Source organism: Nocardia pneumoniae NBRC 100136, from assembly GCF_000308755.1.
GTDB classification, from domain to species: domain Bacteria; phylum Actinomycetota; class Actinomycetes; order Mycobacteriales; family Mycobacteriaceae; genus Nocardia; species Nocardia pneumoniae.
This window is the reverse complement of record NZ_BAGF01000152.1, coordinates 335804-360927: the sequence shown is the minus strand read 5'-3', so window position 1 is coordinate 360927 and position 25124 is coordinate 335804. Positions and strand designations below refer to the sequence as shown.

Annotated in this window: 21 protein-coding genes and 1 pseudogene; 16 read left to right on the top strand and 6 right to left on the bottom strand. The window is 68.0% G+C overall.

The features are described from left to right. The first annotated feature begins 139 nt into the window (after positions 1-139). Both ON34_RS33150 and ON34_RS33145 read left to right on the top strand, forming a co-directional pair. Positions 140-955 carry a DUF5995 family protein gene (locus ON34_RS33150; RefSeq protein WP_157172593.1) on the top strand — a complete coding sequence of 272 codons (816 nt, stop codon included), beginning with the start codon at positions 140-142 and terminating at the stop codon, positions 953-955. Between the two features lie 224 nt (positions 956-1179). Next, positions 1180-2070, top strand: a complete 891-nt coding sequence (locus ON34_RS33145) for an oxygenase MpaB family protein (protein WP_157172589.1) — start codon at positions 1180-1182, stop codon at positions 2068-2070. Positions 2071-2106: 36 nt separating this feature from the next. Here ON34_RS33145 and ON34_RS33140 read toward each other — a convergent pair whose 3' ends face one another. Further along, the gene (locus ON34_RS33140; RefSeq protein ID WP_040787499.1) at positions 2107-2580 is read right to left on the bottom strand and encodes a gluconokinase; all 474 of its coding nucleotides are present in this window, start codon (positions 2578-2580) and stop codon (positions 2107-2109) included. Between the two features lie 366 nt (positions 2581-2946). Between ON34_RS33140 and ON34_RS33135 the strand changes: the two genes are divergently transcribed. The 7 genes from ON34_RS33135 (at position 2947) to ON34_RS33105 (ending at position 9220) form a co-directional block, all read left to right on the top strand. Then, entirely contained in the window at positions 2947-4116 is a 1170-nt protein-coding gene (locus ON34_RS33135; RefSeq protein ID WP_051023483.1) for a PucR family transcriptional regulator, read from the top strand. Between the two features lie 60 nt (positions 4117-4176). Beyond that, the gene (locus tag ON34_RS33130; protein WP_040787298.1) at positions 4177-5097 is read left to right on the top strand and encodes an LLM class F420-dependent oxidoreductase; all 921 of its coding nucleotides are present in this window, start codon (positions 4177-4179) and stop codon (positions 5095-5097) included. A 127-nt stretch (positions 5098-5224) separates the two neighbouring features. Beyond that, positions 5225-6124 (top strand): dienelactone hydrolase family protein, encoded by a 900-nt coding sequence (locus ON34_RS33125; RefSeq protein WP_040787295.1) that lies wholly within the window; start codon positions 5225-5227, stop codon positions 6122-6124. Between the two features lie 80 nt (positions 6125-6204). After that, positions 6205-7254, top strand: a complete 1050-nt coding sequence (locus ON34_RS33120; RefSeq protein WP_245548318.1) for a PQQ-dependent sugar dehydrogenase — start codon at positions 6205-6207, stop codon at positions 7252-7254. Between the two features lie 91 nt (positions 7255-7345). Next, positions 7346-7792: a MarR family winged helix-turn-helix transcriptional regulator gene (locus ON34_RS33115; RefSeq protein WP_040787290.1), complete on the top strand. Its 447-nt coding sequence runs from the start codon at positions 7346-7348 to the stop codon at positions 7790-7792. A gap of 2 nt (positions 7793-7794) precedes the next feature. Further along, positions 7795-8217, top strand: coding sequence for an organic hydroperoxide resistance protein (locus ON34_RS33110; protein WP_040787287.1), 423 nt, complete (start codon positions 7795-7797; stop codon positions 8215-8217). 16 nt (positions 8218-8233) lie between these two features. Next, on the top strand, positions 8234-9220 hold the full coding sequence (locus ON34_RS33105; RefSeq protein WP_040787285.1) for a zinc-binding dehydrogenase: 987 nt from the start codon (positions 8234-8236) through the stop codon (positions 9218-9220). On the opposite strand, the gene ON34_RS33100 is transcribed toward ON34_RS33105, so the two are convergent. Together ON34_RS33100 and ON34_RS33095 are read right to left on the bottom strand one after the other, a co-directional pair. Continuing rightward, on the bottom strand, positions 9208-10767 hold the full coding sequence (locus ON34_RS33100) for a phytoene desaturase family protein (RefSeq protein ID WP_040787282.1): 1560 nt from the start codon (positions 10765-10767) through the stop codon (positions 9208-9210). The genes ON34_RS33105 and ON34_RS33100 overlap by 13 nt on opposite strands. 108 nt (positions 10768-10875) lie before the next feature. Next, positions 10876-11565, bottom strand: a complete 690-nt coding sequence (locus ON34_RS33095) for a hypothetical protein (protein WP_245548311.1) — start codon at positions 11563-11565, stop codon at positions 10876-10878. A 140-nt stretch (positions 11566-11705) separates the two neighbouring features. On the opposite strand from ON34_RS33095, the gene ON34_RS34110 reads away from it, so the two are divergent. The 4 genes from ON34_RS34110 to ON34_RS33075 all read left to right on the top strand — a co-directional run bounded on the left by ON34_RS34110 (position 11706) and on the right by ON34_RS33075 (position 16281). Continuing rightward, a complete protein-coding gene (locus ON34_RS34110; RefSeq protein WP_169333925.1) occupies positions 11706-13475 on the top strand; it encodes an Hsp70 family protein in 1770 nt (589 codons plus the stop codon). A 170-nt stretch (positions 13476-13645) separates the two neighbouring features. After that, on the top strand, positions 13646-14914 hold the full coding sequence (locus ON34_RS33085) for a TIR domain-containing protein (protein ID WP_040787279.1): 1269 nt from the start codon (positions 13646-13648) through the stop codon (positions 14912-14914). Then, positions 14890-15816 carry a PfkB family carbohydrate kinase gene (locus tag ON34_RS33080; RefSeq protein WP_040787276.1) on the top strand — a complete coding sequence of 309 codons (927 nt, stop codon included), beginning with the start codon at positions 14890-14892 and terminating at the stop codon, positions 15814-15816. Before ON34_RS33085 ends, ON34_RS33080 begins: the two co-directional genes overlap by 25 nt. Before the next feature lie 24 nt (positions 15817-15840). Beyond that, the gene (locus ON34_RS33075) at positions 15841-16281 is read left to right on the top strand and encodes a DUF4231 domain-containing protein (protein WP_051023481.1); all 441 of its coding nucleotides are present in this window, start codon (positions 15841-15843) and stop codon (positions 16279-16281) included. Between the two features lie 613 nt (positions 16282-16894). On the opposite strand, the pseudogene ON34_RS35445 reads toward ON34_RS33075, so the two are convergent. Next, positions 16895-19358 (bottom strand): annotated as a pseudogene (locus tag ON34_RS35445) (type VII secretion protein EccCa); the annotation flags it as partial. Between the two features lie 414 nt (positions 19359-19772). On the opposite strand from ON34_RS35445, the gene ON34_RS33060 reads away from it, so the two are divergent. The 3 genes from ON34_RS33060 to ON34_RS33050 all read left to right on the top strand — a co-directional run bounded on the left by ON34_RS33060 (position 19773) and on the right by ON34_RS33050 (position 22540). Next, positions 19773-20843, top strand: a complete 1071-nt coding sequence (locus ON34_RS33060; protein WP_245548310.1) for a TAXI family TRAP transporter solute-binding subunit — start codon at positions 19773-19775, stop codon at positions 20841-20843. A gap of 123 nt (positions 20844-20966) precedes the next feature. Further along, positions 20967-21281 (top strand): type VII secretion target, encoded by a 315-nt coding sequence (locus ON34_RS33055; RefSeq protein WP_040787271.1) that lies wholly within the window; start codon positions 20967-20969, stop codon positions 21279-21281. Next, positions 21281-22540 carry a hypothetical protein gene (locus ON34_RS33050; protein WP_040787268.1) on the top strand — a complete coding sequence of 420 codons (1260 nt, stop codon included), beginning with the start codon at positions 21281-21283 and terminating at the stop codon, positions 22538-22540. Before ON34_RS33055 ends, ON34_RS33050 begins: the two co-directional genes overlap by 1 nt. 317 nt (positions 22541-22857) lie before the next feature. Here the strand turns inward: ON34_RS33050 and ON34_RS33045 are convergent, their stop codons facing one another. After that, positions 22858-24285: a sensor histidine kinase gene (locus ON34_RS33045; protein WP_040787266.1), complete on the bottom strand. Its 1428-nt coding sequence runs from the start codon at positions 24283-24285 to the stop codon at positions 22858-22860. Between the two features lie 14 nt (positions 24286-24299). Further along, the gene (locus ON34_RS33040; RefSeq protein WP_040787263.1) at positions 24300-24959 is read right to left on the bottom strand and encodes a response regulator transcription factor; all 660 of its coding nucleotides are present in this window, start codon (positions 24957-24959) and stop codon (positions 24300-24302) included. Positions 24960-25124 lie beyond the last annotated feature (165 nt).

Sequence of the window (25124 nt, the reverse complement as noted above, 5' to 3'; positions counted from 1 at the left end):
TGCCGATGCCACTACGCGATTCACGACATCCGGAGCGACGATGAGATACACCCGTACGCGCAGACCACGTCTGCGCCGGTCCTTTTCGACCCTCACGCTCCTGACGGTGTTTCTCTGCACCGGCGTGTTCCGTGGCACCATGGCTTCCGCCGCGCCGATCGACACGGCCTGCGGAACTCCGTTGACACCCGCCGAAACCGCGACCGTCGCCACGCTCTCCGACACAACGACACTGACCGGTTCGTCGCTGCGCCGACTGGAACAGGCCATCGACAATCACCATCGGATCACCGAAATCCTGGTCCGCCACCGCGACCGGCGCGGAGTGTTCGCACTCGGCCTCGACGCGGTCGAATACGCCGCGGTGCTGCCGTTGCAGCGCGACCCCGCGGCGTTCGCCGACCCGGAGTGGGCGCACCGGCTCAGCCTCGAGTTGCTGTCCCGCTTCCTGGGCAACGTGCATGCCGAATTCACCGGCGCACCCGCGCAACCACACTGGACGCACTACTTCGGCCTGGCCCGCCACTGCGAACTCTCCCCCGCGCGCGTCGCGATGGCCGGTTACAACGCACACCTGACCGTCGACCTGTCCTACTCCGTCGCGGCGGTCGGCAGCACCGCTGCCAACGCCGCGGACTATTTCCGCATCGTCGACGCGATAGCCCAGCAGGGCTCGCTGATCATCGGCGCGACCAAAGCGGTCTACGGCGCCGACCTCGGACCACTGTGGCGCTTCTACTTCGTCGGCGAGGGCCTGGACTCGCTGCTCGGTTCCGGCGTCGCGACCGGTCCGCTGCTTCGTTTCGCCGACGCGGGCGCCAACGTCGTCATCTTCGGCAACGGTCTCGCCCTCCAGGACCCGGCCTCGGCGCCCACAGCGACCGCGGAGATCGACACCCTCTGGCGCGGCCTCGATCTCGCTTTCGCCACGCTGTCCCAGCTCGGCGGCCTCTAACCGACTCGCGCCTCGAGCGCGAGTCCGCTTCCCATCTCGCCGCGTCCGCGCGAAAGCGTCCGCGCGCCATCCGCACAAACACAAACACCCCTTGACTAGATCTCTACTCTAATGAAATATTTCACTAGAGTGCAGCTTTAACTAAAGGACGCTGCGCTGCCACGCGCCCCGCAATCGGACCCGCGTGCCGACACCCGACTCCCGATACCTGGATGGAGGCAGCCGTGACAACTGGACGACATGGCTACAAATGGATCCGCGCCGAGATCGAGCGGCTGGATCCGGACGCCGACGCGGAACGCATCGTGCGGCTGACCACCGCCCAGCTGCTGCCCCGGAGCCTGATGGTGGTGCACCTGCTGTACACGATCGGTTTCGTCCGCTTCGCGGGCCCACCGGAAGCGGCGGCGCCGGTGGATCGCGACGGCGCCGGAATGCTCTACGAGCACGGCATCCGGCGGGCGGACGAGACCATGTTCCATTTGTTCTCGTGGATCGATGACGGCGTGACCAGCCGCGCGTCCACCGAAAGCATGACCCACGTGCGGAACTGGCATTCGTCGGTGGCGCGCGGCTGGCCGATGCCGACGCATACCTTCCTGCACAGTGCGGTCGTCTTCGCCCTGTTCTACGACCGGCTGCTGCGGAAGGTAGCGGGAGCGCCCGGGTTGACCGAGACGGAGCGCCGCGCCCAGTACTCGCATTGGCACCGGGTCTCGGAGGGAATGGGCATCACCGAGGTGCCCCGTACCTGGCAGGAAGCCGAGAGCTATCTCGAAAACTACGAGCACGGCCCGGATTTCGCCTACTCACCCGAAGGGCAACGGTTGGCGAACGCATTGATCGACCAGTTCGCCACCCGATGGTTCCCTCGACCCCTCCAGTGGCTCGGCCGATGGCTGGCCCTCGCACTATGTGAAGATCATGTCGTCTCGACGCTCCGCCTCACCGCGCCGCCCAGGGCTTTCACGACCGCGGTGCGCGGAATCGCCCGCATCGGCGTTTTCGTCAAGCGCCGCATGCTGCCGGACCCGCGCGAGGTCTTCCGGCTCGGTGACATCATCCGCGAGCACAAGGATTCAGCCTTGCGAGACCTGGCCCGCCCACACCGCTGACGGTTGGCAAATGTCCGCCCGGACTCTCCGCGCGGGTCACCTACCCAGCACCGCCGCGACCTCACCGATCAACTCCTGGGGCGTGCGGGTCGCGTCGACTGAGCCGCCCCTCTCGTCGCCGTCCAGCGGCTCCAGCGTGGCGAGCTGCGAGTCGAGCAGGCTCAGCGGCAGGAAGTGTCCGCGACGGTTGGCGATCCGTCGCTCGAGTTCCTCGCGCGGCACGTCCAGATGCAGGAAGAAGGCATCGGGCACGGCCGCGCGCAACCGGTCGCGGTAGGCGCGTTTGAGAGCCGAACAGGTGACCACCGCGCCCCTCTCGGAGCGCTCGGCCATCGCGGCGGCAAGGGCGTCCAGCCACGGCGCGCGGTCGGCGTCATCCAGTGGCGTCCCCGCCGCCATCTTCGCGATGTTCGCCGGTGGATGGAACTCGTCGCCCTCGAGATATTCGACGCCCAAGGCGTCGGCGAGGCGGGTGCCGACGGTCGTCTTCCCGGAGCCCGACACACCCATGACGACGATCACCGGTAGATCCCGCACGCGAACACTCCGTCCTGTCCGTATCCCGAGTCGCGGACTTTCGTCATCGGCGACAACCTGGCCGACCATTACTTCGTCTACCCGTGCAGTGACGATCGAAGCCACCGGGTCTTACATTTCAATGACCGCGACCTCGCGATGGCGCGAATCCCGTGTGGTGTGAACTACCGGCTGCGCCAAGGCATTCGAGTGAAACGCGGATCGACGACGGGAAGCAGCGACATGTTTGCAACGACGCAACGGGCGCACCATACCGCCCTGGCGATGACAGGGCAGGCGCCGACCCACGGACTCGATACCGGGGCCGTGGCCACCTCGGTAGCCGTTTGAGCGGCGGCCATGTCTTCCACGCGCACCGCGTCCGCCGGATTCGTCCCCGCCGACGAGCACATCGTGCGACACCTGCTCGACATCATTCCGCAGCGGCACGCCGCACGAGGAAACCTGCTGCGGGAAGAGATCCGCGCGACCGTCGCCCACTGCCTCGACCTGGTGGCAGCCGATCGCGGTGAGCACCCGTCCCGGATGGACCGCATCCTGACCGCGGCAACCCGATGGGCCTGCGTCGGCATTCCGCTGGACACCGTCCAGCACCTCATCCACGCGGGCTTCCGGCTGTATCTCGACGATCAGCTGCACGGATCCGCGCACCTCCTGCGGCACAACGACATAGGGCGACTCTTCGACGTCCTCCACGCGGTCATGGCGACCGTGTCGCTGGCCTACCTGTCCATCGCTCCCGGCGCGGAGCAGACGGCTCCGCACGCCGTCGCCGCGGCGCTGCTCAGCGGGCAGCACACCGCGAAGGTGTACCGGGAGCACGGTTTTCCGGTCGCCGACCGCTACCGCGTGCTGGCCATCGCGGTCGGCGAACAAGGCGAGAAGCATCCCGCTCGACCCGGCGGGGACGGGCACGCCGTGCGGCAGCGCATGCGGATCTGCCTGACCGTCCAGTGTGGGCGGCAGGTGCCGAGCCTGCTGAGCGCGATCGGCGGGACGATCCTGGTCCCGGTGGCACTCCTCACCGAGAACGCCCTGGACGACTTGGTCGCCGCACTGGCCGCGGCCACCGACACACCGATCACGGCCGCCGCGGTGGCCACCGACCCGGACCGGATTCCCGACGCCGCCGACCAAGCGCACGAACTGCTGGACATGGTTCAACGCCTGCAGAGCCCGCCCGGACTGTACCGGTTCGACGACTTGGCGCTCGAGTACCAGCTCACTCGTCCCGGCCCCGGGCGCGAACGCCTGGCCGCGCTGCTCGACCCCCTGGTCGACCACCCCGAGCTCTTCCAGACCCTGCGCGAGCACATTCGCAACGACTTCAACCGCCAACGCACCTCACGCGCGATGTACCTGCACCCCAATACCGTCGACCACCGCCTCAAGCGGATCGGCCGACTCACCGGCCTCGACACCGCCCTCCCCCACGCGCTGTACCGGCTGCGCGCCGCATACATCGCCCGCAGCTACGCACACCCGGCATCGGCCGCACACATCTCATGAGAGCCGGAACCCCGCCTGGGCCCGGAACCACCGACAACCCACCGGCTAGTGTCGTCTGATATGCAACTACGCATCTTCACCGAGCCGCAGCAGGGCGCCAGCTACGACACGCTGCTCACCGTCGCCAAGGCCACCGAGGACCTGGGCTTCGACGCGTTCTTCCGCTCCGACCACTACCTGAGCATGGGCGACGCCGACGGCCTGCCCGGTCCGACCGACGCCTGGATCACGCTGGCCGGGCTGGCCAGGGAGACCGAGCGGATCCGGCTCGGCACCCTGGTCACCGCGGCCACGTTCCGGCTGCCGGGCCCGCTGGCCATCCAGGTCGCCCAGGTGGACCAGATGTCCAGCGGCCGAGTGGAATTCGGTCTCGGCACCGGCTGGTTCGCCGAAGAGCACGCCGCCTACGGCATCCCGTTCCCCGCCGACAGGTTCGCGCGGATGGAAGAGCAGCTGGCGATCATCACCGGGCTCTGGGCCACCAAACCCGGCGACACCTTCAGCTACGACGGCAAGCACTATCAGCTCACCGACTCACCCGCCCTCCCCAAGCCGGTGCAGGACCCGATCCCGGTGCTGGTCGGCGGCCAAGGCGCCACCCGCACCCCGCGGCTGGCCGCGCAGTACGCCAGCGAGTTCAACATGCCGTTCTCCTCCATGGAGGACAGCGCGCGGCAGTTCGATCGAGTCCGCGCCGCCGTCGAAGCACACGGCCGCAAGGCCGACGACCTGGTCTACTCCAACGCCCTGGTGGTGTGCGTGGGCGCGACCGACGCCGAAGTGGCGCGCCGAGCGGCGGCGATCGGACGCGAGGTGGACGAGCTGAAGGCGAACGGCCTGGCCGGTTCGCCCGCCGAGGTGGTGGACAAGATCGGCCGCTACGCCGAGATCGGCACCAGCCGCATCTATCTCCAGGTCCTGGATCTGTCCGACCTCGATCACCTCGAGTTGATCGCCGACCAGGTGCAGTCGCGGCTCTGAGCGCGCGTGGTGGCCGCAGGCAGCACGCTGCGCACCTGCCGGAATGGTGCGGCCGGGCCGATTCATCGCGGGCGACCAGCCGGTGAACGGCGCCCGGGCGGGGCCGATCCGGCCTATGGTTGGGCCTATGACGCCGTTGCAGCGCTACATCGCGGAGGAGATCGCCGCCGACCATGCCGACGGCATTCTGACCAGGCGGGAGGCGCTGCGCCGATTGGCTCTGCTCGGGGTCGGCGCCAGTGCCGCGGCCGCGTTGCTCGCCGCGTGTTCGGGTGACGACACCAAGGTCATCGACTCGGCTACCTCGCCCGCGGCTCCCTCGGCGCCACCCGGCTCGGCCAACGCGATCCCCACGACCGCCATCACGTTCGCCGGGCCGGGCGAGACGCAGTTGCAAGCGGCGTGGGCGGCGGCGCCGCAGCCGCGCGGCGGGGTGCTGGTCATCCATGAGAACAAAGGGCTCACCGACCACATTCGCTCGGTGGCCGGGCGATTCGCGGGTGCCAGATATTCCGCGCTCGCGGTCGATCTGCTCTCCTCGCGGGGCGGCACCGCCGCGTTCACCGACCCGGCCGCCGCGACCGCCGAGCTGAGCCGTATCCCGCAGGAACAGTTCGTGGCCGATCTTGGCGCCGGACTCGACGAACTCCAGCGCCGAGTCGACGGAAAGAAGCTGGGCGCCACTGGTTTCTGCTTCGGCGGCGGCCTGACGTGGTTGCTGTTGACCTCAGGCACACCGCAGTTGGCCGCGGCGACGCCCTTCTACGGACCGTTCCCGGACAATGGTGATCTCTCCTCGTCGACCGCCGCGGTCCTGGCGATCTACGCGGCGGCCGACGCCCGCGTGAACGCGTCCCGTCCCGCGGCGGAGGCGGCGCTGGCCCGCACCGGCGACCCGTACGAGGTCTTCACCGCACCCGACGCCGACCACGCCTTCTTCAACGACACCGGCCCGCGCTACAACGCCACGGCCGCCACCGAAGCCTGGCGGCGCGTGCTCGACTGGTACAGCGCGTATCTCGGCTGATGGCGGATATCCGGGAAAAGGTGCGGTCTCACGTTCGGCGGTTCCGCGCGGCTGTCGCCGGGTTACTGATCGCCGGGGCGATGGCGGCGTGCGCCGAGGAGAACCCGACCGGACCAAGCGCCCCGCCGATACCCGCCGGCACCACCTCGCCGAGTAGCCCGACCGGGCAGCCCGATCTGGATGCGCCCGAGCAGGTGGCCGAGAATATCGACGTCCCATGGGGATTGGCGTTTCTGCCCGACGGCGCCGCGCTGGTGGCCGAGCGCGACACCGGACGGATACTGCGACTGGTTCCCGGACGCGCGCCGGAACAGGTGTATCAAGTGCCCGGCGTCGCCGCACGCGGCGAGGGCGGGCTACTCGGGCTCGCCGTCCCGCCGGACTATGCCGAAACCCGCTATGTCTACGCGTATTTCACCGCCGACACGGACAACCGAATCGTGCGGTTCCGGCTCGACGGCCAGCCCGAAGTGCTGCTCGCGGGCATCGCGGCGGCCGACTACCACAACGGCGGGCGGATCGCCTTCGGGCCGGACGGCATGCTGTACGCCGGAACCGGCGATGCCGGGCAATCCCGCCGGTCGCAGGATCCGGCGAGCCCGAACGGCAAGATCCTCCGGCTGACACCCGAAGGCCGCCCCGCCCCGGGCAATCCGGACCCCGGCTCGCCGGTCTACACCCTGGGCCACCGCAACGTGCAGGGACTGGCCTGGGACCGGTCCGGCCGGTTGTACGCGGCGGAGTTCGGCCAAGACCGATTCGACGAAATCAACCTGATCGAACCCGGCCGCAACTACGGCTGGCCCGCCGTCGAGGGCTCGGGCGGCGCCGACCGCGGCTACACCGATCCATTGATCACGTGGACCACCGCGGAAGCCTCCCCGTCGGGCATCGCCATCACCGCGGACACGCTGTACGCCGCCGCGCTGCGCGGCCGACGGCTGTGGACCGTACCGCTGGAAGACGGCCGCTTGGGCACACCCCGCGCGGAACTGCGCGACCGCTACGGCCGCTTGCGCACGGTAGCCGTCGCACCGGACGGTGCGCTGTGGCTGACCACGTCCGACACCGACGGCCGCGGGAACGTCGACCCCGGCGAGGATCGCGTCCTCCGCTTCCCCGCTCGCTGAGCCGCGATCCTGTTCGGGCTCGACCATGCTGTGACGACCACAACGCCGACATATGTTGTACACAACTTAATCGACCACTACATTGTTGCTCATGACCGATTACCTCACCCTCGACGAGCAACTGTGCTTCCCGCTCTACGCGGCGTCCCGGGCGATGACCGCGGTCTACCGCCCGAAGCTCGAACGACTCGGGCTCACCTATCCGCAGTACCTGGTGATGCTGGCGCTGTGGGAACGCGACGGACGCAGTGTCGGCGACGTCTGCCAAGCGCTCGCCCTGGATTCCGGCACGCTTTCTCCGCTGCTCAAGCGGCTGGAGGCGGCGGGTCTGGTCGAACGGCGCCGGTCGGCGGCCGACGAACGGCGCGTCGATATCCAGCTCACCGAGCGCGGGCGCGCGTTGCGCGCCGAGGCAGGCGACATCCCGGCCGAGATGGCCGAGGCCAGTGGCCTGTCCCCGGCGGAGTTCCTCGCGTTGCGCGACACCCTGCGGCGACTGACGCGATCGCTGATGTCCCAGTTGAACGAAGGAGACTAGACATGCAGATCCTCTACACCGCCGAAGCCCTGGCCAGCGGCGACGGACGCAACGGCAACGCACGCACCACCGACGGCAAGATCGACGTGGAGCTGTCCACGCCGAAGGAGCTCGGCGGCAACGGCGAGGGCACCAACCCCGAGCAGCTGTTCGCGGCGGGTTACGCGGCGTGCTTCCACTCGGCGCTGCGCCTGGTGGGCAAGCAGGCCAAGGCGAACATCGACGACTCCGCGGTCGGCGCGAAGGTCGGCATCGGCCCGAACGGCGCCGGGGGCTTCGGTCTGGCGGTTACCCTGGAGGTCTCGCTGCCCCATCTGTCCCGGGAGGACGCGCAGGCGCTCGCCGACAAGGCGCACCAGGTGTGCCCGTATTCCAACGCGACCCGCGGCAACATCGACGTCGACGTCGTTGTCGCCGACGACTGATCGAGAAGGAGCGGATATGCGTGCCGTTGTCATCGAAGCATTCGGTGAACCGAAGGACGTGCTCACCACCGCCGAACGCCCGGCGCCGGAGCCCGGGCCGGGCGAGGTGCGGCTCGCGCTGATCCTGTCGCCGATCCACAATCACGACTTGGCCATCGTGCGCGGCGTGTACGGCTACCGGCCCGCGTTGCCCGCCATCCCGGGCACCGAGGCGGTCGCCCGTGTCGACGCGGTGGGTCCCGACGTCACCGGGGTGTCGGTGGGCCAGCGCGTCACGGTCTCCGGAGCGCAGAACGTGTGGGCCGAGTACTTCGTGGTCCCGGCCCGGCAGGTGATCCCGGTGCCCGATTCGGTGTCCGACGAGACCGCGGCACAACTGCTCGCCATGCCGTTGAGCGCGCTGATGCTGGTGGAAGACCTCGGCCTGAACTCCGGCGAGTGGCTGGTGATCAACGCCGCCAACGGCGCGGTCGGCAGGCAGGTCAACATCTTCGCCCGGCAACGCGGGCTGCACGTGCTGAACCTCGTGCGCGGACCCGCCTCGGTCCAGGCGCTGCGCGAACTCGGTTTCGAGCCGGTGCTCGACACCGAGAGCGAAGGCTGGCGCGACCAAGTCGAAGCCGCGACCTCGGGCGCGCCGATCGCTCGGGCGGTCGATCAGGTCGGCGGCCGCGCCGCGGCCGACGAGCTGGCGCTGCTCGCGCCTGGCGGAGAGCTGATCTCCTTCGGCGCGCTGTCGGGCCAGCCGCTGTCGCTCGATCCCGGCGGTCTCATCTTCAAACAGACGGTGGTCAAAGGCTTCTGGGGGTCCAAGCGGATCGAGGAGATCGGCGGCGAGCAGCGCAGGCGGCTGATCGGCGAGCTGATCGACCTCGCCGCCCGCGGTGTGCTGAAGCTGGATATCGAGGCCGCCTATCCCCTGGATTCCGCGGCCGAGGCCGCGGTCGCCACGGAGACGCCCGGGCGCAACGCGAAGATCGCGTTGAAAGCTCAGTCCGCCTGAGTCGCGTCGAGCACGGCCATCGCGGCGTTGTGCCCGGGGATGCCGCTGACCCCGCCACCGCGGATGGCCCCCGCCCCGCACAGGAACACGTTGCGATGGCCGGTCGACACGCCCCACCGGGCGGCGGGGTCGGCCGGATCGGCGTCCTCGGGGAGATAGGGGAAGGCCAGATCGCGGTGGAAGATGTGACCGCCGGGGAGGCCGACCTCGCGCTCGAGTTCGGGTGGGGTCTTCGCCTCCAGGCACGGCGCGCCGTTCGCGTCCGTCGCCAGGCAGTCCGCGATCGGTTCGGCGAGCACCGAATCCAGTTGCGCTAGTGTCGCTTTCATCAGCTCCGCCTTCGCGCCCTCGGGGTCGGCGGCGAACAGTTTCGCCCGCGCGTGCAAACCGAACAGCGTGAGCGTGTGCACGCCCCGCGCGGCCAGGTCGGGCGCCAGGATCGTCGGGTCGGTCAAGGTGTGGCAGTAGATCTCGGCGGGCGGGGCGGAGGGAATACGACCGATCGCCGCCTCGCCATAAGCTCGATCGAGCTGGGCGTATGACTCGCCGATGTGGAACGTTCCGGCGAATGCCTCGCGCGGATCCACCTCGGTGTCGCGCAAACGCGGCAACCGGCGCAGCAGCATGTTCACCTTCAACTGCGCGCCTTCGGGTTTCGGCGGCAAAGGTTCGCCGAGCAATCCAGCCAATAAGTACGGCGCGGCGTTCACCAGGACATAACGCGCGCCGACCTTTCCGTCCGGATAGCCGACTTCGGCTGTGCTGCCGTCGGTTTCGATGCTGGTCGCCGCGCAGCCGGTGACTATCTCGGCGCCCGCCGAGCGCGCCGCCTCGGCCAGTGCGCCCGTGAGTGCGCCCATGCCGCCGACCGGCACGTCCCAGTCCCCGGTGCCCCCGCCGATGACGTGATAGAGGAAGCAGCGGTTCTGCCGCAGCGAGGGATCGTGCGCATGGGTGAACGTGCCGATCAGCGCGTCGGTGAGCACCACGCCGCGCACGATGTCGTTGTCGAAACTCGACTCGATGGTCTCGCCCAACGGGCGTTCGAACAGCGCTTCCCAGGTGGCCGCGTCATCCACCAGATTCCGCAGCTCATCCTTGGTAGGCAGCGGCCGCGTCAGCGTCGGGAACACACGCCGCGCCAGCCGCCCGGTGGCGCCGTAGAACCGTTGCCAGGCGCGGAATTCCCGATCCGTCCCGGTGAGGCGCGCGAAACTCGCCTCGGTCCGCGCCTGCTCCGCGGACACGAGCAGTCCACCGTCGCCGACCGGCGTATAGGACGAGATCCGCCGCCGCCGCGTCGCGAACCGCAACCCCAACTCGTCCACGATCGACCACGGCAGCAGACTCACCAAGTACGAGTACCGCGACAACCGCGCGTCGACGCCCGTGAACACCCGCTCCGACACCGCGGCGCCACCCGTGTGCCGCTGCCGCTCGAGCACGAGCACCGATCGCCCGGCCCGCGCCAGATACGCGGCCGCCACCAAACCGTTGTGGCCGCCGCCGACGATCACCACATCGTAGGAGGAGCGTGTCGGGGTCATCCGTCCTCGATAGCACGGATCGCGCACCGACGACAGCGTCCCCGCCGACAACGGCACGGATGCCGCCTGTGGCCCGTCAGCCGCCCGGCCGAGATGCCGCGCCCACCGTCACTGCTCGGCGTTCCAGAAGCCGATGAAAACGGCTCCCCACCAGCAGATCTGGGAGATCACGCCGGTAGCGGCCGCCCAGATCAGCACGCGCGGGGGCAGCGCGGCCGACCAGTGCCGGTCCAGTCGCTTGCTGAGCATCATGGCCTGGAGTCCATTGAGCGTGAGGACCAGGACCAAGACCAATTTGGTCCGGGTCAGCATCGAGGCGAGGTTCGGCTCCAGGACACAGCCGCTGGCGATCAGGCCGACCAGCCCGGCCCAGATCGGCGCGTGCAGCCGGTTGGCGCCGTGCAGCGCCTCCGCGAACGTGCTGCGACCGGCCAGCCAGCGCAGCGCCAGGTAGTCCGCCATCAGGACACCGCCGAAGCCGACCACCAGCGCCGCCAGGTGCACGAACAGCCCGGCGGTGTGCAAGGCCGGATGGACGACCAGATGGACGGAGATCCAGACGGCCGCCGCCAGCACCGACGCCGCGAACACCCCCGCGGCGGCCACGATCCACCACGAATCGTGCAGGCTCAGGGGTTTCTCGGGTTCGGCCACCGGCCACCGCCTGCTCTCGCGGGTCAACCGGGCGCCGGTATGGTGCTCGCCCCACCGCACGGTGTCGGCCCGCGGACCAGGCAGCACCACGATGACCGGTGCGGCCACCGAGCCGGAAGTGTCGACCAGCGGGATTCCGGTCACGGATTCCTCCGAACGATATCGTGCGAACAACTGAGTTAGGTCAGGCTAAACTATCCTCTCGGGTCGGGTAAAGGTCGTGCCGGATGAGGGACGGCACGACCTGAGCACGATGGGAATTGGGTATGTCATGTGGTGTGGGTTTGAGTGTCGGCACGGTGAACTCGGTGGCGGCCGTCGTCTCCGACGGCGTGGAGAAAGGGATACGGATTTGCCGTACGCAGGCCATCCCGCACGGAGCCATCGGCGGTTTGCCATCCCTGGCCGAGATCCAGGATTCCGCTGCTGAAACCGATGCGGAACCGATTGCCCGCCAATACATCCTGTCCGATGCCGAAATCGTCGCCGCGATGACCGGTTATCTGATCAAGACGGTGGATTCGGAAGCCGATACGGTATTGGCCTGTCCGGCAATATATTCCGTTGACGAACTATCCGTGCTGCGGGCGGCGCTCGATGCCGAGGGGTTGGCGAGAATCGCCTTGACGCCGGAACCGATCGCCGCCGCGGCCTGGCTCGAAATGCAAGGGATGCCAGAGGAATCGACCGAAATACTGGTCTACGATCTCGGCGGCGGCGGTCTCGACATCACGTTGCTTCGGATCGATCCCGAAGACGGCGCCAGGATCGTCGGCCGCCCGGTGCGCTCGTCGGCGTTCGGCGGGCGGGCGTTCAGCGCGCTGCTGGCCAACTACGCCCATGACCTCACCGCCGACACCACCTCGCCCGGTCTTCCCGGCGACCTGCCGGATGCGGCGGTGGCGGGGCTACGAGCCGAATTCATCCGGTCATCGCTGCCGCTGCTGCACGAGTGCATCCGGTCCGCGGGGCGCACATCCGCCGATATCGACCGAGTCCTGCTGGTGGGCGGCGCGGCCCGTCCCGCCGAGGTCGCCCGGGTGCTGGCGGACGAACTCGGCTGTCCGGTCGTCACGGCGCCCGATCCCGCGCACTGCATCGCCATCGGTGCGGCGGCGCTCGCCGCACGCGGCGTCGGCGGGGCCGAACTCTTGGTGCCGCCACCTCGAACCGGTCATCCAGCGAGAAGCGTCGCGGCCCTGGCCGGGGCCGCCGCCGTGCTCGCCGCTGTGGGTGTGGTGGCGATGTCCAGCACGAATCCCGCCGATTCGGGCGGGCCGCAGGCGCTGGATGTGCGCAAGGTCGTCCCGCTCAGCCCCTTCGTCGCGGGTCACGACGGTAGGCACGAGGACCGCCCTGGCTCGACCCAGCCGCATACCGCTCGCTGGATCAGCACCGATTACCTTGTCGGCTACCGGAATTCGGCACTCGACGCCGCAACTGCCGGGCCGCCGGACGCGCCGATCCGACCACCGCATTCCATGCCGAACCCGCGCGCGACCGCCGTGGAATCGTCCGGAGCGCCGCCGATGCCGGTCTGGTTGAACACCTCGGGATCCGGTGGATCGCGGCCAGGAACCGGCGAAGCCGCCGAATTACCCGCCGACCTCGCCATACCGACGGTCGGGAGTTTCCCGCCCCCGGAGGTGCCAACCGCGTTCGACCTCGAAACGGTGAGCGCCACGGATACATCGATCGCTTCCACGGCGAACGTGCCCAGTCGGTCGAGGGTGTCCGCGGTGGGTGAATCCGTGCATACATCGAGCGCTGCGGGCGCAGGGGCAAGGAGCCGCTCCGCCCCGAGCACATCGAGTCGATCCGGCGCAAGCACGGTCGGCGGCACGGAAACCGATTCCCACACCGGGGCATCGAGTCGGACCGGGGACGGTGCGGGAACCGACTCCACTGCGAGCACCGGCGGCGCGTCGAGCAGCTCGGGCGGAAACGCGGGAAGCCATTCCGGTGCGAGCGCGTCAAGGCAGCCGGGCGGACGCACGGGCAGCGACTCGGGAACGCACGCGGGAAGCGGCTCGGCTGGAACCACCGGATCCTGACAAGTGACGGGTTCTCCTGGCCTCGACGGACCTGGCCAGAGGGTTCGGCGCCAACTCACACCGGGTCCCCGGCCGCAGCCTGCGGTCGGGGACATCCGCCCTGAAATTACCTACGCGCGCCTCGGAGTCGATACGATACGGACATCGACTGACTCGAGGGGAGGAGGGGTGTGGCCGTCTTCATCAGCTATCACAGCAGTAAGCGGCCCGTCGTCGAACATATCGCCACATACTTTGCGCGCCATGACATTTCGACATGGTGGGCGCCACGCGACGTACCGCCGGGCTCCGACTGGGACGAGGCGATCTCGCGTGCGATCAAGAATTCCAAGGCACTGGTCCTGCTGTTCTGCGCCTCGGCGGATTCCAGCGTCCACGTCAAGCGGGAGATCCACCTCGCCGACAAGGCGAAGATCCCGATCTACTGGGTCCGTTTGGAGCAGGTTCAGCCGGAACGACTCGGCTACTACCTGTCCCCGAGGCAGTGGGTGGACTGGCTGGACCGGCGCGACAGCACCCTGGACTCCCTCGTCAAAGACCTGCGGCGGCCGGGTCTGAGCGGTCGCGTGCTGGATGCCGACGCCACGCCGCGCCCAGCCGAACCCGTACCGGTCTCCGGTTGGCCCGCCGGCGTCGCCGTCTTCGAGAACGAACGCGAAGCGGCGGAGGCGGCGGCGCACGCCTACTTCCGGATCGCACGCGACGCCTCCGACCGAAGCGTGGTCCTTCCGACGGGACGCGCGGCGACGCAGGTCTTCCGCGCGATGCTGCGGATCGCGCATCGCTACGCACCCGCGCCGTTCGGTACGGCGCACATCCTTTCCGACACCGAGACTTTCGGTGTCCACCCCGGTCACCACACCTCGCGGACCAGGCATGTAGTCGAGACGTTGATCGAACCGTTGACCCAACGCGGACTCGGCCCCACCCCCGATCAGTTGCATCTGCTCACCGGCCAGATCTCCGAACGCGATGATCCACTGCTGCGGACCCAGCGCATTCTTCGCCTGTATCCACCTGCCGTGCACGGTGTTTCGATATCACCAGCCGGTGAGGCGCTGGGATATGAAGTCGGCGCCTACACCGATCCGGACGAGATCGTCAGCGACGGCTGCCGCATCGTGGAACTGAGCGAGCACGGCCGCCGGTACATCGATCCGAATCAGCCGTCCCGCTCCGTGCTGACCATCGGGTTGGCCTCGGCGCTGGAATGTTCCGGCCTGATGGTGCTGGCGTTCGACAAGACCAAGGCCAGGATCATCCACCAGATGACGCACTTCCCCGAGACGGCCGGAGTCCCCGCCACCCTGTTGCGCCGCAACCCCAGGGCGGTCGTCGTCACCACTCGGCCCATCGCCGAAGCGGCAGAACTCGACAACACCCACTTTCCGGAGTCAGCGGAGGCAGGCAGCGCATGGATCGTCAGCAGATTCGCCTGAAGGAGACACCGAAGGTGGCGGTCGTCGGCATGGCCACGATCGACTACCTCTACGTTCTGGACAGCCACCCCGTCGAGGACAGCGAGAACCCGGTCCGCAGGCACACGGTGGTGGTCGGCGGACCGGCCGGTCGAGGGTCCATCACCGCGGCACGACTGGGCGGGGGCGGCGTCGGCCTCTACGCCATGTGCGGCAGCGGCATTCACGCGGAAGTGCTGCGACGCGAGTTGACCAGCGAACCGCTCGAGCTCGTCCTCTTCGAACGCGCCCAGGAAAGCCAGCACTCCGCGGTGATCATCGCCGCCGATCACGGGACCCGGACCACGATCTGGACGCCCCAACCGCGGGCCGACCGGGCGATGCTCGGCGCCTTGGCGGAGGCGTTCACCGACGCGGACGCCGCACTGCTCGACTGCACCGATCCCGAATTGAGCAAGGCCGCCATCGAGTCCTGCCGAGATCTGGGTGTTCCGATCGTGATCGACACCGGCGGCTACAAAGAGTCGAGCGAGGAATTCCTGCACGGCGTCGACTACATCGCCGCTCCGGAGAAGTTCTTCACCGGCAGGCACCCTGGCGAGCCGCTGGATCGCGGCATGGCGCGGGTCTTCGCCGATTTCGAGCCGAAGGTCCTCGTGGCGACGCAAGGCAACCGGGGCGGGGTCTACCTCGACGCGACCGGTACGCACCGCTATCGAGCGTTCGAGGTCACCGTGGAGGACAGCTGTGGTGCGGGCGACACGTTCCACGGAGCGCTGGCCTGGGCGATCGCCGCGGGCGCACCGGTGGACGCGGCGCTGGACATCGCGTCCTGGGCGGCGGCTCGGAAGTGCGCGACGTTCGGGAACGTCGGCATCCCGGACCATGTGGCCTTGAAGCAATTCCTGGCCGAACAGCGCTGACCATCGTAGGCGGACAGGGGCACGTTGCCGGAAACATCCATCGCGCGAGAACCCGACGATACCGACCCGGTGTGGGTCCGGTTTGTCGATCAACTGGGCTGGTACAGCAAGAAGAGCGCGTCCGCGCAACGCGCCTATAAGCGGGTGAAGCTCGGCCAGCTCGTCGTCGGCGGGGCGGTGCCCGTCGTCGCGGCCCTGTCGGCGCCCGCGGCGATCACGGCCACGCTGTCGGCGATCGTCGTGGTGGCCGAGGGTGCCCAGCAGCTGTTCCAATGGCATGCCAACTGGCTCACCTATCGCACCACCACGGAGGCGCTGAAACAGGAGAAGGTTCGCTACCTCGCCGCACTCGCCCCCTACGACGGCGTCGACGCGCGGCAGGTCCTGGCCGAACGACTGGACCTCATTGTCACACAGTCGAATTCGGCATGGGTCTCGGCACACCAGCCGCGCCAGCTCGGCTGACACCGCCGTATCGCGGGCTGAGACTCGCTTCATCAATGCACCCCGCCGACGCCGGGTTGACGCCCGCCTCGGTCAGTAGTTCGCGGAGTTGACCGCCGACCCGCGCACCAACCCCAGCACCCGGTCGCCGTCCCGCAGGTGGCCGCCACAGAGAACACGGCATTGCGCAGGTGCGCCCAGCGCGGCGATTCGTCGAGCTCTCGCGCCAGCTCGGGGTTCTGCTCGATCATCTGCCGCAGCGCGGCACGGCGCTGCTCGACCGGCTGATCGAATTTACGGACGGTCAGTCCAGTTCCGCCTACGGGATCAGTTACAGCCGGAACCGACGTGTCGTGTACAGGTCGTGCCGGATGAGGGACGGCACGACCTGAGCACCGCAATATTCGGCCGACACGGCCGCACCGGTCTACTGGATCGGAACGTAGGTGATCTGGACCATTTCGTTCTCCCGGCTGCGGCTGACGAGGGTGCCCCGGCCGGGAGGAAGCTTGGCCGAAGGGATACCGTCGAGGATCTTGCCCTCGTCTTTCGGGGCGCTCATCAGCAGAGCATCGGCCGACAGATCCTTCATCATGGCCAGTACCTTGTCGAACATGGCACGAGACGCTCCGCCGGAACGGCGGGCGATGATCAGGTGTGGTAGGCCCGCCAGCGAGGCCAGCGTGCCGCCTCCGAAGTCAAGGCAGTAGAACTGGATCTGTTCGGGCGTGTGGGTGGCGGCTGCCGCCATGATCACCGTACGCAGCGTGGTCGACTTACCCGACTGGCGCCCGCCTACGACGGCGAGGTTTCCGCGCGCCGCGGACAAATCGATGGTCAGTACATCCCGTCGCTGCTCGTAGCTCGTACGGCTTGTCGATCACGCCGATCGGCATCCACAGCTGCCCGTGCCGATTGAGCGGTGAACGCCAATCAGGCTCCCGCAGCAGCATGTCCACCGATGGTGATTCGCCCAACGGGGGCAGCCACACCTCATGTGCGGGCCGACCGTGTCTCCTCAAACGGTCCACCACAATGTTCAGCAATGTCGCAGGCACAGCGTCGAGACCAGGGACAGCCTCGGCAGAGGCGACCGCATCCGGCGGTGGCGGTAGCTCCGGAAGTCCACGGGCAGCAGCGGCCGGCACCGGGTCCGGTGCAGATGCCGGCTCCGCCTCGCCGGCCCGACCGGCAGTGAATACTACGACCGCCTGCCGGCCCACCGGGCTGCCATCGCCGGTCTCCACCGCGGTGGGCGAAATATACGGCCCGGAAACGTACGTCGTGTTGAATCGCAGCGGATCGTCGGCGTGACTCTTGAGGTATCCGGAGCCCGGGACGGCAGGCAGATGGTAAGCGTCCGTGATGCCGAGCACCGCACGGGATTCGTTGGCGGAGAACGTACGCAGGCCGATCCGGTAGGACAGGTGCGAGTCGAGGCCGCGTAGCTTGTTCTCCTCCAACCGTTGCGAGGCGAGCAGTTAGGTGCACGTGCAGGGAGCGACCCAGCCGGCCGATCATCACGAACAGCTCCGCGAAATCGGGCTTCTGCGACAGCAGTTCGGAGAACTCGTCGACGACGATGAACAGCGCCGGCAGCGGATCCAGTGCGGCGCCGGCTGCGCGAGCCTTCTCATAGTCGGTGACGTTGGCGAAGTTGCCGGCCGCCGCGCGCCGTTCTCGGCGGACTCCTTGATATCCAGCTCGACCGGTGTGCCGTCGGGCGTGATCCCGATCGGCACCCGCAGCCGCTCGCGCGGGGTGCGTGGCCGCCACACCCTGGCCGGGTCGAGCTGCGTGGCATCCGGAATCTTCAACAGCGCCATCAATCCCGGATCGGCGCTGGTGTCGTCACCGAGACTGACCACCTGCGCCGCCGTGGCAATCCGGTAGCGCGCCAGATCGCGGGCAAGCGCCTGCGCCTCGGCGCCTGTCACGGTATCGGCGGTCGCGAACTTCTCCGCTCCCGCGGCGGATTTCGCCGCCACCATCCCGTCCGCGACCACCAGCTGCAGGCCACGTCGCGCCGCGAGTCCGGCTTGCGGCGCCGTGAGATCGAGAACGGTCAACGAATCCAGGCCGACGTCGCCGGTGAGGTGCTCAGTACCACCCACGTAGCCGTCATCGATAATGACGAGCAGATGTCTGCGACCTCCGGTCGGCTGCGCATTGCGCATGAATCGGCCGCGATCTCTGAGTTCGGCCGCCATGGATGTCTCGAGTTCCGCCAGCGACCGATACATCATCCGCACCGGGCCCATCGCGTCACGTTCGGCTGGATGTTGCAGATGCGCCAGCCATTTCGCCTACGACCACGCTGCGTCGTCGGGGTTCGCGCACACGATTGCGACGGCCGCGTGGTCCGGCCCGTGAAAGGTGGCGAACTCCATCAGCATGGCGCGCACCACCATTCGGGCTCCAGCGGGCTCTCCCTCGATGCTGATGGCAGGGAAAGCACGCAGCGAGACCGCTGTCGGAAGGTGGTGCACCACCGAGTGGGTCCGGACGAACCGGCGCAGCGCCACCGTGGACACCGGCTCCAGATCCTCGGGCGGCCCGGTCTCGGGTCGCGCCAATTTGGTTGCCAGCCGGTGACTTCCGACACCGACGCGGACATGCCCGAAATCCGGATCGTTGGGACGCCGTTCCCACATGCGCCGGGTGCCGACGATGGATTGCAGATCCGCGAGGGCCGGATGGCTCCACAGCAGAGCCTCCAACTGGGCTCGGCCGGTCTTCCGGACATCCTTGCGCACCTGGTCGAGGTAGCGGAAGTAGTCCTTGCGCTCCTCGTCGAGCTCGGCTGCCCGCTTGTGCCCGCCCCCACCCCGGTATCCCGCCATCATGCCGATCATCGACATGATCATCATCATCGGGAACATCATCATGAACGGATTGGCCAGCAGACTGCGGCCCATCATGACCATCATCGCGATCATGCCGACGACGGCGACCACCATCACCACCGGCATCAGCTTCACCAGCAAACTCGCCGGTATCGGCCGGTCTATTTCTGGAGGGGCGCTCAGGGTGACCTCGCCGCCCGGTGCCCGTGGCGGTGCGACCCGGGGCCGGCGAACGAATCCTTTGGTAGCCATATTCGTCGATCCTCGATCCAGCGGCCGAATCGACGCTCGACCCGAATCTCAGGTCATCGGGCCGATCCACTCCGAACAATGTCAGCTCTGGTGCGAATGCGTCGAGCGCAAAGGCATTTCCAGCAATCAAGCCATCGCACCACCGGTCGGTCACGTTTCGGTAACGCCCGATGCGAAATCTGCACCCCTCGGCAGTTTCTTACAGCTCTTTAAGATTCTCTCCTCGAATAAGGATTCCTCAGAATGGATACCGGCATTTCGCCATGCGGACGGCAGATCGGTGCGGCGACGCCTCTTCCGCGGCATCCCGTTACCCTGCGTCCGGCCCGAACCCCTTGCTCCGGCACCTGCGCACCCATCCCCGGCGTGCCATGGCCGAGATGGCTGTTGACATGTCGTCTTCGACTGGTTGAAATGACCTCCACAGTGGGGAGCGCCACCGTCGGCGGAGTATGGCGGCGCTCCGAGGCGGTCGAGGTAGTCAGGAGCGGGATCGATGTGTGGCTGCGCTCCCGGAGCGCGGGCTCGATACTGTCGCGGCGGCGATCCATCGGCGGCGGTGCGGCGATGATCGGCCGCCGCACATTCCTCACGCTCGCCGCGACCGCGGCGGTGACCTCGACCGTTCCGAGCTGTGGCCGCGGGGACGACGTGGCTACGGTCCGGCTCGGCGCCGGGCGAGTCGGCGGAATGTTCCTCGAGTTCGCGCAACTGCTTGCTCGAGTCGCCGCCGAGTCCGGCACGGTGCACATCGAGCCGGTCGTCACCGATGGGTCGCACATGAACCTGGACCTGCTCGGCAGCGGCCGGATCGACGCCGCGCTGTCACTCGCCGATGCGGTCCGCCCATCGGGTGCCGACGTGCGGGCCATCGGGCGGCTACACGAGAGCTACATACAGATGGCCGTGCGCACCGACAGCGCGATCAGCCAGGTGGGCGATCTCCGCGGCAAACGGGTCGACCTGGGACAGATCGGATCGGGTGCGGCCATGACCGGCGAACGGATACTCCGGGTGGCGGGCCTGGACCCGGCCACGGATGTGGTCGTCGGCAATCGCCGTCTGCCGGAAGCGATACCGGCATTGCTTTCCGGCGAGATGGACGCCATCGTCTGGGGCGGTGGGGTGCCGACGCCCGGACTCGCCGTGCCACAGCAGGCACGGCTGATCGATCTCGGTGAACTGGTGAAGCCCCTGCAGGAACGATTCGGCTACGACTACGACCAGGTTGTGATCCCCGCAGACGCCTACCCCGGCAATCCCGCCGTCGCCACGGTCGGCGTTCCCAATCTGCTCCTGGCGGCACCGACGCTTGCGGACGCCACCGTGACCGCCCTCACGGAACTGCTGCTGAGTCACGCCGACGGATTGATGCCTGCACAGGCGCTGGGATTTCAATTCTTGGATAAACGCTGGCTCGTAGGTACCGGCGAAGTTCGCCTGCATCCCGCCGCGGCCGCACGTTATCGTGACGAGCACGGCTGAAACCGTGTTGTCCGATAACCGCGGTCGCTATGTCGGATTTTACAAATCTTTGAGCATGCCTACCCCGAATTCACGGGTACCTTTGTCGGACATACCGATCATTGCGTGCGATAGAGGATTTCGATGTCTGAACTGGTCGCAGTACCCGACGCAATCCGCCGTTACGGCGATGCCGCGGCAACCATGGCGGTCGAGGTGGCTACCGCGGGCGCCGCGAACCAGGCGGCGACCGTCGCGGCGGCGGTTCCCGTATTCGGGCTGATCGGGCAGGACTTCCTGGCCGCGTTCGCTTTTGCGCAGTGCAACAACCTGCAGTCGGTCTGTGAGCTCGCCGCCGTGCACGCCGCCACGGCGATGACCGCCTACGAGGGCGCCGCGGCGTACGAGGTGACCGAAGACGTCGCAGTAGCCGATTTCGGGACGATCGGCCACCAGTGATGGCCGCGCCGCTCGACCAGTCGATCCTGGATCTGCTCCGCACGAGTGCGGTGGGCCCGATGCTGGACCGGCCGGTCAACGACGTGTTGAAGGACCTGGGATTGCCGCCCCTGCCAGAGATTCCGGCGCTGCCGCCGCTGCCTGACCTGCCGCCGCTCCCGGTCATCGACATATCCGCGCTCGCCCGGCCGCTCACCGATCTGGCCAGCGGCTTCGGCACCGGGCAGCTCGGTGGCGACCCGGCGGTCGATCCGGCCCAAGTGCTCGCGCAGGCGTCCTCGGTCGTCCAGACCGCCGCGCAACTCGGCATCTCCGCACTACAGCTGGCCATGACGTTGTGGCAGGGCGCGGGAGCCGCGGCGGCGGAAGGAAAAGCAGCGCAGACGGCCGCGGACAGCACGGCCGTGTCCGCCCAGAGTCTGCGGACGTCGGCCGGTGTCGCCGCCGCGGCAGGCACGGTTTTCCGTGGCGGGACGGCGATGTCGGCGATCATCGCGAAGTACCTGACCTCGCTGACGGCGGCAGCCCCTTTTCTCGCGACACCACCGGGTCAGGTGTTCGTGCTGGCGATGTCCGCCGAGACGCTTGCCGAGGCGACCGCCGTGGTCGCCGCGACGCGCGCCGAACTGAGTGTCCACAGTGCGGAGATGACCGCCACCGGAACCAAGGTGCCGGTCACGAACGCACCCACCGGTGTCGATCCGACGCAGCTGATGCAGATCGTGCCTTTGCTGGCCAATGCGGCGACTACCGGCGCGAAAACCGTTGCGGATGTGGTGAATTCGACCAATACGCGGGACCCACTGGAGAGGGAACGGGAACGGATGGAAACCATCGGACCCGGCGTGCACCCCACGGGCACGGCTGTCGGCGCGATGGGTGCACGGGCGATCGGCGGCGCGACTGCCCCGATGTCCCGCCCGCTCGGCCCGTGGTCGGGTGGCGTGCAGTCCGCGACCTCGTCCGGTCCGGGCGGGGCAACGCCTGCGTCGTCCACCACAGCTGTGCACCGCGGTGGCGCGGTATCTCCCGGATCGGGGCTCATGCCGATGGGGGCGGGCGCGGCCACCGGCATGGCGCGCGGTGCGGGCGTCACAGGCACGTCCGGTGAGCTGCATGCGCTGCTGGTTACCGAGCAGCACGGCATGGAGGTCGTAGGCGAAGTCGAAGGTGCCGCACCGCCCGTGGTCGGCGCGGCTGATCGCTTCGCCGATCCCGGTGGATACCAACCGCCACCGGACAAGGAACTCACGCTCTGAATGCCCTTATCGCCTTCAAAGAGGTCTACGTCAAGTTCAAGACCGAATTCAGCTAAGCGGAGGAGATTTTCGGCCGGATGGAGGGCGCGGGAACTCGGGCGTTCGACGTCGACCGCAAAGTCGCCAGGAGCCTCTACGCCTGGTCAGGGATGAATTCGGGCCGGTCCATCGCACGTCGGTGCGCCAGACGGAAACCTTCCCGCTCCACCATGGGTGAGGGACCCGCCTGAGCAGCGACAATGGGGGTCACTCTGGTCATTCCGGCGACGCCCGAAAGCCGAACCCGTCCCGACTCCGAGCCCGGCCGGCATTGTCCGCTACCGATCCGACCGTCGCACCGGCAACCGCACTGATATGTGAAGCCCGTTCGGCACCGTCGCGCCCACGGTGAGTTCCCCGTGGTATCGCTGAGCCAGCGCCGACGCGATCGGCAATCCCAATCCCGACCCGCCCGCGGCGGCCGATGTTCCTCGGTAGAACCGGGTGGTCAGCTTGTCGAGTTCGTCTACGGTGACACCGACCCCGTCGTCGACCACCGAGACTGTCACCCACCGAACTCCCGCATCCACCCGCACCTCCGTACGGGCGCCGGTGCCCGCGTAGCGGCAGGAATTGCTCAGCAGAACGTCGAGGATCTGCACCAGCGCGTCCTCGGGAATCGCGACCTCGGCTTCCTCCATCGGCATGACAGCCGCGACAGTCATGCCCGCCTCCTCGTACGCCGGCAGCCACGCATCGACACGATCCTCGACGACACGCGCCGCATCGCACCTGCTCGGCCAGTCCGAATCGGCATGTGCGGCGCCGAAACCAGCGGGTGTCTCGGCCACCGCCAAGCGCAACAATCCGTCCAGCACCGCCTTGAGCCTGTCGATCTGGGAACTGGCCCGCCGGAATGACTCTTGGGCCTGATCGGGTATCACCCGCCCCAGCGATTCCAGCCGAATGGCGAGCGCAGCCAGTGGATTGCGGATGGCGTGCGCGGTGTCGGCCACCAGCTGACGCTGAGCATCCACCGCATCGCCTACCGCCAGCGCCATGGTGTCGAAGGAGCGTGCCAGGTCCTTGACCTCGGGCGGTCCCTCGTACCGCTGCGTCGCCGATGTGGGCCGCGCCTGCGTGACTGTCATCGGTAGTGTCTCGGTCAGCACGGCCACCGAATCCGACAGCTTCGCCAGTGGGCGCAGCACCCAGCGGCTCAGTCCCAGCGCAACACCCGTGAACAACGCCAGTGCGGTCCAGGCACCGAGCGCGATCAGTGCCCAGCGATCGGCGATGTCCCGTTTGGCGCGCACCGTCGAAGCCTCGATCAGCACGGCGCCCTGGATCTGCATCCCGGCACCGATCGGGTGCGCAACCCGCATCGTGTCCGGATCCCAGGTCCGCAACCGGCGAGGCGGTTGAACCGAGTGCCGATTGCTGCGGACGTCGAAGAGCAGCTGAACCACCGCCGGATCCTCCACATCCACACCGGTGTTGGCGAATTCGGTTCCAGCGGCGTCCACCACGAGTACCTGGTCCGAGTACAGGTTGTGGTAGCGCTGCATCTCCAGGACCAGCGTCTGCCGGTTACCGGTTGCCATGGCCTCCTCGGAGAGCTCCGAGAACCATTCGGCGTCCACGTATCGGTCGAACCACAGCTGCTGGGTCCGTCCGGTGGAACTCGAGGCGCTCAGGGGGACCGCAAACCCGAACACTGCCAGCGCGGCAAAGATCAGCAATATCACCAGCAGCCGTCGTCGCACGTACTCAACCTAGGTCATTGACCCCAGCGGTAGCCGAATCCGCGGATCGTTTTGATCAAGCCCGGCCTGCCGAGTTTCGCGCGCAGCGTCGAAATGTGCACGTCCAATGACCGGGACACGGCGACGAACGCATCTCCCCACACTCGATCCATCAGCATTTCGCGGCTCACCGCGGAACCCGGCCGTTCCACCAGCGCTTCCACCAGCTCGAATTCCTTCTGCGTCAGAACCACCGCTGTGCCGCCGACCTGAATCTCCCGTGCCGCCAGGTCGACCCTGACATCGCCGGTGATGACCACTTCCGCTCCGGGGCTCGAGGCGGCGGTGGCTCGCCGGGTGACCAATTCGAGCCTGGCGACAAGTTCGCCGATGCGCGGCGGTTTGACCAGGTAATCATCGGCGCCGCCGCGCAAGCCGCGCACGACGGTGCGTTCGTCGTCGCGGGCGGTGAGGATCACCACCGGAATCGAGCTCACCTCGCGCAACTGCCGCAGCACCTGCAGTCCGTCGCCGTCGGGCAATCCGAGGTCGAGGATCACCGCATCGTACTGGCGGTGCCCGACGAGCAGATCCGCTCCGCGCGGCCTGCGCTCGGCATGGAATCCCTGCTCGGTGAGCACTTCCACCAGCGCATCGCCGACATCATCGTCATCCTCGATGATCACGAGGCGCACATGCCGCTCGTTCTCCTGCGCGTGGTCGATAGATGACGAGTCCGACATACTGTTCGCCTGATCCTTACTCAACGTTGGTCCGCCGCCCGGTTGGGCGACCGCCTGTGCGCACTGTGAGCGTGCCGAAAGCCTGTGTTCGCACCGGGGCACGCGTGTCCGCCATGA